Origin of the sequence: Sphingobium sp. C100 (assembly GCF_000508185.1) — a bacterium.
Classification (GTDB): Bacteria; Pseudomonadota; Alphaproteobacteria; order Sphingomonadales; family Sphingomonadaceae; genus Sphingobium.
The window spans coordinates 35,409-48,572 of record NZ_AYOY01000001.1 but is presented as its reverse complement, the minus strand read 5'-3'; the positions used below and the strand labels follow the sequence as shown (position 1 = coordinate 48,572).

The window sequence follows — 13,164 nt, the reverse complement described above, 5'->3', positions numbered from 1 at the left end:
GCCCTTGCCCCTCGCCGCCGGCGATGCGCTCAGTAATCGAAGGCGACGGTCAGCCCGTAAGTGCGCGGCGGCTTGACGAAGCCGATTACCGGGGAGCCAAGCAGCGTTGTTGCCACCTGCCCCGATGCGCGAATGGTTTCATTGCCGATGTTGCGGATGAAGCCCGTCAGCCGCAGCCCGCTGTCGGTGCGATAGGTGACGAAGGCATTTTGCGTATCGAACGCGGGTTGCGACACATAGTCGAGGTTGAAGGGCGAGAAATAGATCCGGTCGGACCAGTTGCTTTCCCCCCGGACTGTCAGCGAACCGCCAGGCACGTCAAAGCTATATTGGGCCGACAGATCGATCGTATATCTGGGCGCCTGCGGCAATGTGTTCCCTGAAAGGTCGAAGGCGGGCACGCCATTCTCGTCCAGTGTCGTGCCATCGCCGGCGGGCCGCGCTTGATCCGCCGTCACATAATTTTTGAACCGGGCGTGCAGCCAGCTTGCGTTGAGCGTGAGGGTGAGGTTGCGGACCGGTTCCAGCGTGAACTCGCCTTCCACACCATAGATTTCGGCCGCCGCAGCGTTTTCAAGGACCAGAAGCTGACCCTGGACCTTGCCCACCTGAAGGTCGGAATAGTCATAGTAGAAGCCCGACAGGTTCGCGCGGAGATGGCCGTCGAACAGGGTCGATTTCAGGCCGATTTCATAAGCATCGACTTTTTCCGGATCAAGCGCGGGACCGGTCGAGCCCAGGTTGAACGTGCCCGCCTTGAAGCCCTTGGAATAGGAGGCATAGACCATCACGTCGCGCGCAATGTCGAAGTCGAGCCCGATCTTGGGCGTGAAGGATTTGAAGCTCTTGCTGTCGCGGTTCGCCGGAAAGCGGGGACCGGCGGCCGGGTCGTACAGATCGTCGAAGTTGAAGTCCGACTGGTCGGCCACCTTCTTCTTTTCCCAGCTATAGCGGGCGCCCAGCGTCAACCGCAAGGCGTCGGTGATCGAATAACTGTCCTGCGCGAAGATGGCGGCAGCGTCGGTCTTGAGCCGTCCGCCGGAATAGAAGCCCTGGATGAACAGGTCCGGTCCACCCAGGGCACGAAGATTGAACGGCCCCTGGATGAACCCGTCGATCGATTCATGCATGTAAAAGGCGCCTATGACCAGCTTGTTTCTGTCGGTGTCGAGATTGAGTTGGAGCTCCTGCGAATATTCGTCCGACGTCTCGCCGAAGGTGATCGGGAAAAGATCGAGGCCGAGCGGATTGAGGTCCGAGTTCACCAGAAACGAACTGCTGCGATAGGCGGTGAGCGAACGCAGCGAGAGCGTATCGTTCAATTCATAGGAAATATCGGCGCGCGCGCCCCAGAATTCGGCGTTATTGGAAGGATCTCGTACGCTCGCCACATTGCGCGGGCCAGGATCGAAACCGCCGAGCAGCAGGCCGGTCGGTGTGACCGGATCGCCCGAAGCCGTAAAACCCGCCGCGCCTAAATAATGGTAAATGTTCGACCTGTCCTTCTGGTGATAATAATCGGCACCCAGCAGGATCGTCAGGCGCTCGGTTGGCTCGAACAGCAGCTGTCCGCGGATCGCTTGCGAATGTTTGTTATCGACGTCGGCGCCGGTGACGCGATTTTCGCCATAGCCGGAATGGCTCTGGATCTGGCCCGCCAGCCGCATCGCCACCTTGTCGTTCAGGCCGGTTGAATAATAGGCTTCGGCGTTGATCGCGTCATAATTGCCATAAGTCAGGCTGACGCCCGCCTTGGTGGCGAAGGTGGGGCGGTTCGTAATGATGTTGACGCTGCCGCCCGTGGCGTTGCGGCCATAGAGCGTCCCCTGCGGACCGCGCAGCACCTCGACCCGTTCGACATCGTAGAAGGATGCAAGGGCCGCGGCCGAACGGGAAAAGAATACGCCGTCCTGATTGAAGGCCACGCTGCTTTCCGCGCCCGTCGAGATATTGTCGACGCCGATGCCGCGCAGGGTCAGCCGCGCCTGCCCGACCTGTTCGGACACGTTCAGGCCGGGGACAATGGAGGCGATCGCCGTCAGGTCGGTCGAACCGCGCTGCGCCAGGGCCGCGCCGCTGATGGCCGACACCGCGATCGGGATATCCTGAACGGATTCCGCGCGCTTCTGGGCGGTTACGACGATGTCAGCGATACCGGTCGTTGCTTCGTTAGCCGCTACGCCTTCGCCGCCCTGCTGGACATTCGCCTGGGCGAGAGCCGGAGATGTAGCGAACGCAATTGCCGCCACGCTGGAAAGAGCCGCGCCGCGTACGTATCGATATGTCATATTTCCTCCCAATTGTCGCATTATCGTTATTTATCGAGGCGCCGGGGTTGTGGTTCAGCCAGCAGCCCTGCCCTCTTCCCTGCAAAGCTTGGCGATCTTGCGCCGCACCCGGATTGCCGCTGCATCGCTCGACAGGATGGCCGGGTGCATGTCCCAGAAATCGCGTCCCGCCATCCTGTCCTGGATCGCCTCGATCATCGGATTATCCTCTTCGAGGAAGATGCGGTTCTGCAGTTCACCGATCATGCGCGGCCGCCAGGCGTCCTTTTCGGCATAGGAGCCAGAGCTGCCGAAGAAATAATGGGTGGTCCGTTCGGTTTCGGGGGTGAAGATATGGAAGGCATAGCCGCCCTCGTCCTGCACCGGCGGTTCGCCCGGCAGCACCGCTCCGAAGTCGATTATCATCGCCGAGGGCGCATGCCATTCGACATTGTTCCACTGGTCGCACAACTGACCTTCCAGCGGTCCGAACGGGCAGATCGTATCCGGCATCCACAATTCAGCGCGGATCACGCCGCCCTTTTCGCTCACACGCATATCACCCGCCCGCATGCTCTCATTGCCGAGCGAGCCGTCGTGCAGATAATGGACATGCGTCAGGTCCATGATATTGTCGGTTTCGAGCAGCCAGTTGCCCTGGACGTGCAGATAGTTGCCGAGATTCTCATGACCGCCGGCCTCTGGTATCCGCGACAGGCGCGGGATCAGGTCCGGATTGGCCTGCCCGCCGTCGCCCGGCCATATCCAGATCGCACGGTGTCGCTCCACCAGCCGGTACGACGCCACCCGGGTATCCGGCGGAAAGCGACTATAGGTCGATGCATTGCCCAGGCACGCGCCCGAGGCGTCGAACCGCAGGCCATGATAGCCACACTGAACGACACCATCCTGCACACGGCCCCTGGAGAGGGGGGCGAACCGGTGCGGACACATGTCATTCAGTGCGGCGGGGGCGCCCTGCGCGTCGCGGAAGAGGATGATCGGCCGATCGAGCAGAGTTCGCGCCAGCAAGCGATCGCCTGCAAGGTCATCGGCCCAACAGGCCATATACCAGGCGTTGAGCGGATAGCTGCGATGGGGTGCCCGTGACGACAATGCCTGCTCCTCTGCATGTCTGGAAGGCGTCGTTTCGTCGCATCCTTCCTGGCCTTCATCCCTATTTCGTTCCGCCTAGCGCATCCAATTGTCCTTGCTGATGTGAAACATAAGGGTGGGATATCGGCGGCGTTCTGCCTTACCAATGCACCATCGGCAGACCGGCAACCGGCGAGGTGAAGGCAGGGATGTTGGTGCCCCGCAGCGAGCCGAGGCAGGCCGTGCGCAGGTCAGGCCCGGCAAAGGTGACGCTCGCCAGCCACGGGGCGACCGTGCCGCCGCAGGCAACCAATGTCTCGAACGACACCGGCGCGCCGCTTGCAAATTCCGCCTCGAACCGGTCGGTTGCCTGCGGATTGCCGAACTCGGCAAGTTCAAGGCAGTCGCCATCGGGGGTGATCGCGACCAGCCGGTCGGCGAAGATCATCGTTGCCCACAAATTGCCAAAGGCATCGAAGCAGATACCGTCGATAACGCCACGCCCCAGGTTCGAGGGGCCATAGACCTCGCGGTCGCTCAGCGACCCATCCGCGCCGATGCGCAGGCGGGTGACGCATTTGCCCGTGGTTTCGGCAACATAAAGCCACTCCTCGGCGGCATCCAGACGGACTTCATTGGTGAAGGCGAAACCGTCCGCCACCGCCCGGATGCCGCGATCGTCGACTAGCGCGATATAGCCGTCGCGGATTGAAGGGGTGATCGCATCAGTCCACGGATTGACCATGGTGGAGACGGTGAGCCAAAGGCGTCCCCGGCTGTCCCGCAGGACGAAGTTGACTTTGCCCAGCGGCCTGCCGTCGATCCGGTCGTGCAGCACGCGGGTCGCGCCGGTTTGTCGATCCATGATTTCGAGCCGGTCCGTCCCGAAATTGGCGACCAGGATCGCGCCGTCCGCGTCAAAAGCAAGGCCGTTGGGCAGCGTGCCGGACACCAGGCTTTGTTCCGCATCGTCCGACAGGTCGAAATGGGGGTCGGCGCTCTGACATAGCAGTGTCTGGCCGCCGTCCGGCGCAATCCGCATCACGCCGCCGCGCGCGTCGGCCGACCATAGGGTGCCGTCGCGCTGCGCCAATATACATTCCGGGCGTTGCAGATCGTGGCCGATCGTGCGCAGCATATGGTCTTCGACGCGAAAGCCCGTAAGGGGGTTGGGGCCGCGCGCCTGCTGGATCAGGGTCATGCCGCGATCCTCGTTTCCGATGCGCCTTTGAGCTGCAATAATGCACGGGCATCCTGCGGCGTCGCCACTTCCAGCGACAGGCCGTGCAGGACCGTGATGATGCGCTCGACCTGCTCGGCATTGGACTTGGCCAGGCGTCCAGGCTCGCCCCAGAGCGAATCCTCCAGGCCGACACGCACATTGCCGCCCATTGCGGCCGACATGGTTGCGATCGGCATCTGGTGCCGCCCGGCACCTAGCACCGACCAGACATAATCTTCGCCGAACAGGCGATCCGCCGTACGGCGCATCATGGCTACATCCTCGGGATGAACGCCTATGCCACCGCGTATTCCGAATACCGACTGAATGAAGAATGGGGGCTTCAACAAGCCGCGATCGGCGAAATGGGCAGCCGAGTAGAGATGCCCGATATCATAGCATTCGACCTCAAATCTCGTGCCCTGCGCCGAACAGCTTTCCAGGATATAGGCTATGTCTCGGAACGTGTTGCGAAAGATATAGTCGTCGCTGCCGCGTACATAGGGCTCTTCCCACGCATGATCAAAGCAGGTGAAACGCTGCAGCATCTCGTAAAAGGCGAAGTTCATCGACCCCATGTTGAGCGAGGCGATCTCGGGCTGGAAGTTCAGCGCCGGCGCCAGCCGCTCTTCAAGGGTCAGGACCGGTGAGCCGCCCGTGGTGATGTTGATGATTGCGTCGCAGCGGTCCGCGATCACCGGAAGAAATCGGCTATAGACATCCGGTTCCTGCGTGGGCCTTCCGCTTTCGGGGTCACGGGCATGGAGATGCACGATCGTGGCGCCGGCGCGGGCCGCCTCTATCGCTGAGCTGGCGATCTCTTCTGGCGTCACCGGCAGATGCGGTGACATGGAGGGCGTGTGTATTCCGCCTGTCACCGCACATGTTACGATCACCTTGCGCATCCGGCATCCCTTCCGTTGGTCTGTTTGATAGCCAAGCTTCCAGATCACCGGGCGCACGGGAAATCACTTTGCCCGATAGGACCGATAAGCCGGCCTGATCGGCATAGGGCACGGATAGGCAGCAATTATGCCACGCATACCGACAAACGATTTTTGCGGTCGGCCAAGGCATATTAACCCCGGTTCTCAACAGGGCATGACCGGTCTGACGGGCAGCCTCGAGTAGCCCGAGACGGGTACGGGAGGGATGGAGAATGGCAATCATCGGGATCAAGCGGCTGCGTTATTCGGTGTCCGACATGGACGCCGCGCAGCGCTTTTTCGCTGATTTCGGGCTGAATCCGGCAGGCGGCGGTGCGCCGGGCCTCTTCACGCTCGCCAACGGATCGGAGGTCGAAATCCTGCCCGCCGGCGACCCGGCGCTTGCGTCCGCGCAGATCGTGGGCGACGGGGTGCATGAAGTCTGCTGGGGCGTCGATGACGATGCGTCGCTCGGCGCGCTGGCCGACAATCTGGGCCGCGACCATGCGCTTGAAACGGTGGACGGCGGCTTTCGCGCGCTATTGTTCGGTGTGCCATTCTCGTTCGTCCGCTGGACGCCCCGCAAGTTCGCCAACGCCCCCGACCCGGTCAATGCGCCCGGCGTGGTGCGGCGCCTCAACACGCATCGCAAATGGCGTCGCCGTGCACGACCCAAGGTGATCAACCATGTCGTGTTCCGCCTGCCCGACTATATCGAGGCCGGACGCTTCATGCGCGTGCGCCTTGGCTTTCGGCTGAGCGATGTACAGACTGGCTTTGGTCATTATCTGCGCGCGAGCGGCAGCAATAATCATCATAACCTGCTCTTCCTCAACGCCGACGCCCATTTCCCAGGCTGCGACGGCCAGCTACGTTTCGACCACGCCAACTTCGGGGTCGAAGATATCGATGAGCTGATGATCGGCGCCAACTATATGGTGCGCCGCGGCTGGCAGCCGTCCGACATCGGGCTTGGCCGGCACCGCATTGACTCCGCCTTATTCTATTATCTGCCCTGCCCCGCAGGCGGGGAGGCGGAATATGGCGCCGACGCTGACTATGTGGACGACAGTTGGGTGCCGCGTGAATTCGATGTGCCGCTTTTTGGCTATAGTCATTTCACCCACAATGTTCCGCCTTTCCTGGAGATGGAGCCGGAATGGAGCTTCAAATATCTGACTGAGGCGCAGGTGAACGAAGGGCTCAATGATGTTTGAGCCCTTTCCCACCAACTATGTCTGGAACCTGTCCATCAACCTCGCTCTCGAAATGGGCGGGGCGATCGGCGAGATCGATACCGCCAATCGCGCGACCGCTCAGGCCGCCACGACAGGCGACGATGGCGTCGCCGCCTTCTTCGACATCTGGCTCGCCATGGCGGCCGGGGTCAACGCCATGGCGGAGGACGACAATAGGGCGGGGCATGTCGAAAGCGCCGCGGCCAAATATCGTCGCGCCTGCGCCTATCTCATCACGGCCGAACGGATGCAGGCGAGTGACTATCCACCGCGCCAGCAGGCCTATGCCGACATGCTCGGGGCCTTCGCGCGCTATATAGAATGTAGCGGCGAACCCTGTGAGATGGTCGATATCCCCTATGCCGGCAGCAGCTTTCCCGCGCTTTTCTGTTCTGCGGCCACGCAGGACAATCCCACGCCGCCCTGCATGATCTTCTGCAACGGCCTCGACAGCGTGAAGGAGATGGTGTTTCTGGTCGATGTGCCCGCAGCGTTGCGGGCGCGCGGCATATCCTGCCTCATCCTCGACCAGCCGGGCGTCGGCGGCGCGCTCCGGCGCAACGGCCTGCCCGCGATCGTGGAGACGGAAATCTGGGCGGGCAAGGCGGTCGATTGGCTGGAGACGCGCACCGATGTCGCGCCGGACAGGATCGGCATGATGGGCTGGTCGCTCGGCGGCTATTATGCCCCGCGCGCCGCCGCGTTCGAAAAACGATTCAAATTATGCGTCGCGTGGGGCGCCAACCATGAATGGGGCCAGGTCCAGCAACGGCGGCGTCGCAACGAGGGCGAGAATCCCGTGCCGCACTATTGGGCGCATGTCATGTGGGTATGGGGTCAGGATAATCTCGATGATTTCATGGCCCTGTCGGAACATATTACCCTGAACGGCGCGGTCGAGCATATCGACGTGCCATTCCTGGTCGTGCATGGCGAAAATGACCGGCAGATTCCGGTCGAATATGCCTATCGCTCTCACGCGCAGGCTGTGCGCAGTCCGCGCGCCGATCTTAGGATTTTCACCGCCCGCGAAGGCGGTGTCGAACATTGCAGCGCCGACAACATGGAACCTGTCCGCAGCTATATCGCCGACTGGCTCCGCGACAGATTTGCCGAAATGACCTGATCGCGCGACGGTCGCGTGAGACATATAATGGGAGTAGGGAAGACAATGACCGATCTGACAGGCGCCGTCGTTGCGCTGACCGGCAGCGGGTCGGGCCTCGGCCTGGGCCTCGCGCAACATTTCCAGGAATTGGGCGCGACGTTGGCGCTGCTCGACATTGCGCCCGCAAAGGTGGCGGCGCTTCAGCATGCCTTTGGCGACGACACGCTGGTCATGCAGGGCGATGTGCGGGATATCGACGCGCTGAAGGCGTTTCGTGATGCCATCCTCGCGAGGTTCGGCGGGGTCGACTGCCTGGTCGGGGCGCAGGGCATCTTCGATGGCAACCGTCCGATTTCGGACCTGCCGGTGGAAAAAATCCCCGCCGCCTTCGACGAAGTGATGCGGATCAACGTGCTCGGCTACATCCTATCGGCGGTGGTGTTTCGCGAGGAATTGGCAAAGCGCAACGGGTCAATCACCCTGACAGCCTCCTCCAACGCCTCCTACTGCGCGGACGGGGGCGGCCTGCTCTACACCGCCTCCAAGCATTCGGTGCTGGGCGTCGTGCGGCAACTGGCGTTCGAATTTGCACCTGACATTCGGGTGAATGCGGTTTCCCCCTGCGGCATCGCCGGGTCGGACCTGCGTGGGCCCGAAGCGCTTGGCCTTGCAGGCGAAAGCCAGAACGACATTCCCAAGGACAGCTTCATGTCGATGATCCGCAAGGTCACGCTGCTCGACCACCTGCCGACCGGCGCGGAATATGGTCCGGCCTATGCGTTGCTGGCCGATCCTAAGCAGCGCATTCTGACGGGCGAGATTATCATGGCGGACCAAGGCCTTGCCAATCGCCCTATCATTTCTGCTCGCTGAGGAAAGGAAGCGATCATGGTCATGCACATAGCGCAATCGCGCTCTGGTATCGGCGAGCGGCTCGACGATATTCTGGCGCGCACCCGCAGTGAACTGGACCGGGGCCTGGTGCCCGTCAACATCTTTGCCAATGCCGACATCTTCGATGCGGAGATGGAGCGCATCTTCGCGAAAAGCTGGGTATTCCTGGGCTTCGAGTCCGAAATCCCTGACAAAGGCGATTTCATGCAGCGTCGGATAGGGCGCGACAGCGTGATCGTGACGCGCGACACGAAGAACGATATTCATGTCCTGGCCAATTTCTGCCGCCATCGCGGCACCCGGCTGTGCCAGACCGATGTCGGTAACCAGAGCCATTTCCGCTGCCCTTATCATGGGTGGGTCTTCAGGAATAATGGGGACTGGATCGGCGCGCCCGATAAGAGCAAGGCCTATAAGGCGCTCGATCCCAAGAACTGGGGGCTGCTCAAAGCGCCGCATGTCGAGAGCTTCCTTGGCATGATCTTCGCCTCACTCGATCCGGATGCGCCAGCGCTCATGGATTATCTGGGTGGCGCTGCCTGGTTCATGCGGGGGCTGATGGATCTGCACCCTGCCGGTATGAGCCCGATGGGGCCACCTGATCGGTACAAGGTGCGCGGCGACTGGAAGACGGGTTCTGAAAATTTCGGGGGCGATGGCTATCATGTCGGGGTAGCGCACGGCTCGGTCCAGACCATCGAGCTCGCACAGGGCTTTGACGTGCTGAACAATTTTTCGACGCACTATGTCATTCCCGGCGGCCACAGCTTCCTTGGCCATGACTTTGACAGCATGTTCGGTCCCGATGGCCATGTTTGGTATTACCCGCCTGACATCCAGCAGCATTTCGATCTCGACCGCCTCGATCCGCTGTTGCAGGATGTGGTGAAAAAGAATCCGCCGATCGTCGGCACGGTCTTCCCGAACCTTAGCTTCCTGCGCTTCTTTGGCCCGCCTTCGCCCGGCAAGCCGCCTGCGGTCTATACCTCTTGGCGCCAGTGGCAGCCCACAGGACCAGGAGAGATGGAACTATGGTCCTGGCAGCTCAAGTGGGACTTCATGGACGAGCAGCAAGCCTCAGACAGCTATGCCGCGGGCCAGTTCGGCTTCAGCTCGGCCGGTATTTTCGAACAGGACGATACGGTTGTATGGGAAGGCGCGCCCGAAGCGGCGCGCAGCGTTTGGGCGCGTAAGGAAAACATCGCGTTCAACATGCAGATGGGCATGGAGGGCATGGGTCAGCAAAAGCTGGACGAAAGTTGGGAAGGGCCTGGGGAAGCGTGGCGTCCGGGGCCGGGCGAACCCAGCCAGCGCGCATTCTACCAGCATTGGCTGAGCCAGATGGCGGAGACGAGCCAGTGAGCGCGATCACACCTGCTGTAGAATATGCCATCCGCCAGTTTCTGGGCCGCGAGGCGATGCTTTTGGACAATGGCCGGCTCGACGATTGGGTCAACCTGCTTGACGAAGGGATACTGTACGAGATTCCCTTGCGCATCAGCGCCCGGAAGCAGGAAGATCAGTTCCCCAAAGGCGCCTTCCGCATGCATGAAGATATGGCGATGATTCGCAAACGCCTGGAACGCATGGGTACGAGTGAGAACTGGGCGGAAGATCCCGCCTCGCGTACGGTGCGGACGGTGGGGTCGATTTTTGTCGAGGAGGATGAAGGGGGCGGCATCTTTCGTGTCCACAGCGCTCTTTCCCTCTATCGCCAGCGCGCACTCGATCGGGCCTATGAATGGATTCCGGCACGCCGGATCGATCGTATCCGGATCGAAGCCAGCGGAGAATGCCGCCTGGTCCGGCGTACGATCATCTTGGCTGAAACGATCCTCCAGACCCCGAACCTGGCGGTTTTCCTCTGATGATGGCTACGGCCGCGGCGTGACCGGTTCAGTCCAGTTCCGCCGCGGCCTCTTTCATGACCGCGCGCAGCCAGATATGGCCGGGATCATCATCGCTGCGATTGTGCCAGATAAGCGTCTCTTCCAGGGTGCCGAGGTTAATCGGCGGCCGCAGGACGCGGACCTTCTGGGAGTCGGCCAACTGCTCCGCTAGCTTGCACTGCACCGTGGCGATCAACTCGGTGCCTGGCAGCATCTGGAGCAAACCGGCAAAGGTCGGAACGTGCAGCAATTCCTTGATGACGATGCCGCGCCGCTCGATCTCGGCCTCTTCGACCGTGCGCACATTGGCGCCGAAGAAAGCGAGGGCGTGCGGGTAGGACAGATAATCATCCTTCGTCATGCTCTCCCCGATCGGATGATCGCGCGCGACCACGCACACGAAACTGTCGGCGAACAGGTCGGCGGTCAGAAGGTCGACATCGCGTCCCTCGCGGCCAAAAAGGCTGCGGTCGCCATGGGTGACAACCATGTCGATATCGCCGCCCTCCAGCCTTGAGAAGCTGGGTCCAAACACATTCTCGATCATCAGCCTGAGCTGCGGCGCGCGGGCGGCGAGGATGCGCACGACCTTTGGCAGATAGATATGGACGCAATAGTCCGACATCGCCACGCGGAAAGTCCGCTCCGAAGTGCCAGGATCGAAGATCGCCTGCGTTTCGAGAGCGGCGTTGATATGCAGCAGGGCGGTGCGGACCGGCTCTATCAGCGCGCGCGCCTTGGGCGTCAGTTCCATCTCGCGCCCCACGCGCAGCAGCAGCGGGTCATCGAAATGCTGGCGCAACCGTTGCAGCGAACCGCTAAGCGCCGGCTGGGTCACGCACAACCGATCGGCCGCCCGCGTGACGCTGCGCTCGGACAGGAGCGTGTCCAGCGCCAGCAGCAGATTGAAATCGAAGCGGTTGAGATTAGCCATTATGCCTCAAGTCCATCCTCTCGTCCGACCGTTGTCGATGCAACTGCGGCTTTTCTGCGTCCCTCATGGCAAATCCTGCAAGCCTTTGCGCATCTTTTGAACTTATGCCCGACATAGGGCGAAGCAATTTCCGGCTCAGCTTCTGCGTGAGTAAGCCCCTTCAGGCAATGATGCAGCAGGATGAGGACAGGGATGACGATGATCGACCTCACGGGCAGGACCGCGATCGTGACCGGCGCAGGCGGCGGGCTTGGCCGCGCGCACGCACTGGCGCTGGCGGCGCATGGGGCAAGGGTGGTGGTGAATGACCTTGGCGACGGCGCCCGCGCGGTGGCGCAGGAGATCGCCGCGAACGGCGGCGAGGCGATCGTGGATGGGACCGACATCACTGATCTGGCCGCAGTACGGGCGATGGTGACCGATGTTGAGCATCGTTGGGGTGGTTTGGAAATCCTCGTCAACAATGCCGGCATTTTGCGCGACCGCAGCTTTGCCAAGATGGAGATGGAGGATTTTCGCGCGGTGATCGAGGTTCACCTCATGGGGTCGGTCCACTGCGCCAAGGCGGTCTGGGAGGGCATGCGGGCACGCCGCCACGGGCGGATCGTCTTCACGACTTCTTCCTCGGGCCTGTTCGGCAATTTCGGACAGGCCAATTATGCCGCCGCGAAGATGGCGCTGGTGGGGCTAATGCAGACGCTTCGCCTGGAAGGGGAGAAATATGGCATCCGCGTCAATTGCCTCTCCCCGTCAGCGGCAACGCGGATGACCGAAGGATTATATGGAGCCGATGAGTTACGGCAGCTTGATCCCGCGCTCGTCGCGCCTGCCATCGTCGCCCTCTCGGCAGACGGCGCGCCTAACGGGGCGATCCTGTGCGCTGGCGCGGGCAGCTTCGAAAGCGCGAAGGTCTTGTTGACGCAAGGGCTGTTGGTGAACGAACCGGATGCCGCGGCCGCGATACTGAACCGTTGGCCCGAGATCGACGACGGCCGGGGCGCGTTCGTGCCGCTCCATGGACCCGACCAGTTCAGCCATGAGATAGCAAGGGCAAGCGCTCAGCTACCTTTGCTCGCGGGCCAAGCGGCTGTGCCCGTGTGATCTGCTATAGCCTGGTGGAAGGATGCAGACATCGGCGGCTGGCATTTGCCACATCTGCTTGAATGAGCGCCCGCGTTACTCAGGGCGACGAGTACAGCTCCTCCAAGAGCGATCCGCGCAAGGCTGTTGTGGACATCAGCAGACTTTCGCGCCCATTCGGAAGAATGGCCGGACGTGGTCGTTATCGCATCGGCAATTCCAACCATGCCGGCATCGGGCCAACGGGGAACACCGCGTCGCGTTGTGCTGCCATAGGCTCGCATTCATGGGACCATATCGGTGGCGCCCCCCATATGGGTGCGCGGCGCCGTCAGAAAGACCCGCAAATTGGCGCTGGGCTTGGACAGGGCGCGCAATACATAACTGTCGCCGGTGCCTTGGTATCGCGGAGGACGAGCGACAATATGGCGCTTTCGAAGCCATTCTACGCGCCTGAGCAGAATCGCATCCTGTCAAGTCAAGCATCTGCGAAGGACGACCGATCGGCATG

The 13,164-nt window shown here is 61.7% G+C and carries 11 protein-coding genes; 6 read left to right on the top strand and 5 right to left on the bottom strand.

Annotated elements, in window-relative coordinates; translation table 11 throughout:
• Positions 1-29: 29 nt before the first annotated feature.
• From C100_RS25775 to C100_RS25760, 4 genes are all read right to left on the bottom strand, one after another.
• Positions 30-2,288 (bottom strand): TonB-dependent receptor, encoded by a 2,259-nt coding sequence (locus tag C100_RS25775; protein WP_031308403.1) that lies wholly within the window; start codon positions 2,286-2,288, stop codon positions 30-32.
• 54 nt (positions 2,289-2,342) lie between these two features.
• Positions 2,343-3,383, bottom strand: coding sequence for an aromatic ring-hydroxylating dioxygenase subunit alpha (locus C100_RS25770; protein ID WP_024017885.1), 1,041 nt, complete (start codon positions 3,381-3,383; stop codon positions 2,343-2,345).
• Between the two features lie 139 nt (positions 3,384-3,522).
• Positions 3,523-4,563 (bottom strand): SMP-30/gluconolactonase/LRE family protein, encoded by a 1,041-nt coding sequence (locus C100_RS25765; RefSeq protein ID WP_024017884.1) that lies wholly within the window; start codon positions 4,561-4,563, stop codon positions 3,523-3,525.
• A complete protein-coding gene (locus tag C100_RS25760; protein WP_024017883.1) occupies positions 4,560-5,489 on the bottom strand; it encodes a 3-keto-5-aminohexanoate cleavage protein in 930 nt (309 codons plus the stop codon). Before C100_RS25760 ends, C100_RS25765 begins: the two co-directional genes overlap by 4 nt.
• A gap of 254 nt (positions 5,490-5,743) precedes the next feature.
• Between C100_RS25760 and C100_RS25755 the strand changes: the two genes are divergently transcribed.
• Genes C100_RS25755 through C100_RS25735 form a run of 5 tightly spaced genes read left to right on the top strand, consistent with a single transcriptional unit; the run spans position 5,744 to position 10,618 of the window.
• A complete protein-coding gene (locus tag C100_RS25755; RefSeq protein WP_024017882.1) occupies positions 5,744-6,727 on the top strand; it encodes a VOC family protein in 984 nt (327 codons plus the stop codon).
• Entirely contained in the window at positions 6,717-7,874 is a 1,158-nt protein-coding gene (locus C100_RS25750) for an alpha/beta hydrolase family protein (RefSeq protein WP_235218986.1), read from the top strand. The genes C100_RS25755 and C100_RS25750 overlap by 11 nt, the downstream gene beginning before the upstream one ends.
• A 45-nt stretch (positions 7,875-7,919) precedes the next feature.
• On the top strand, positions 7,920-8,729 hold the full coding sequence (locus C100_RS25745; RefSeq protein WP_024017880.1) for an SDR family oxidoreductase: 810 nt from the start codon (positions 7,920-7,922) through the stop codon (positions 8,727-8,729).
• Positions 8,730-8,744: 15 nt separating this feature from the next.
• Positions 8,745-10,112 carry an aromatic ring-hydroxylating oxygenase subunit alpha gene (locus C100_RS25740; RefSeq protein WP_024017879.1) on the top strand — a complete coding sequence of 456 codons (1,368 nt, stop codon included), beginning with the start codon at positions 8,745-8,747 and terminating at the stop codon, positions 10,110-10,112.
• A complete protein-coding gene (locus tag C100_RS25735; protein ID WP_024017878.1) occupies positions 10,109-10,618 on the top strand; it encodes an aromatic-ring-hydroxylating dioxygenase subunit beta in 510 nt (169 codons plus the stop codon). The genes C100_RS25740 and C100_RS25735 overlap by 4 nt, the downstream gene beginning before the upstream one ends.
• A 28-nt stretch (positions 10,619-10,646) precedes the next feature.
• Here the strand turns inward: C100_RS25735 and C100_RS25730 are convergent, their stop codons facing one another.
• On the bottom strand, positions 10,647-11,573 hold the full coding sequence (locus C100_RS25730) for a LysR family transcriptional regulator (RefSeq protein ID WP_024017877.1): 927 nt from the start codon (positions 11,571-11,573) through the stop codon (positions 10,647-10,649).
• Positions 11,574-11,765: 192 nt separating this feature from the next.
• Here C100_RS25730 and C100_RS25725 point away from each other — a divergent pair, with 192 nt between their 5' ends.
• A complete protein-coding gene (locus C100_RS25725) occupies positions 11,766-12,674 on the top strand; it encodes an SDR family NAD(P)-dependent oxidoreductase (RefSeq protein WP_024017876.1) in 909 nt (302 codons plus the stop codon).
• The last annotated feature ends 490 nt before the right edge of the window (positions 12,675-13,164 follow it).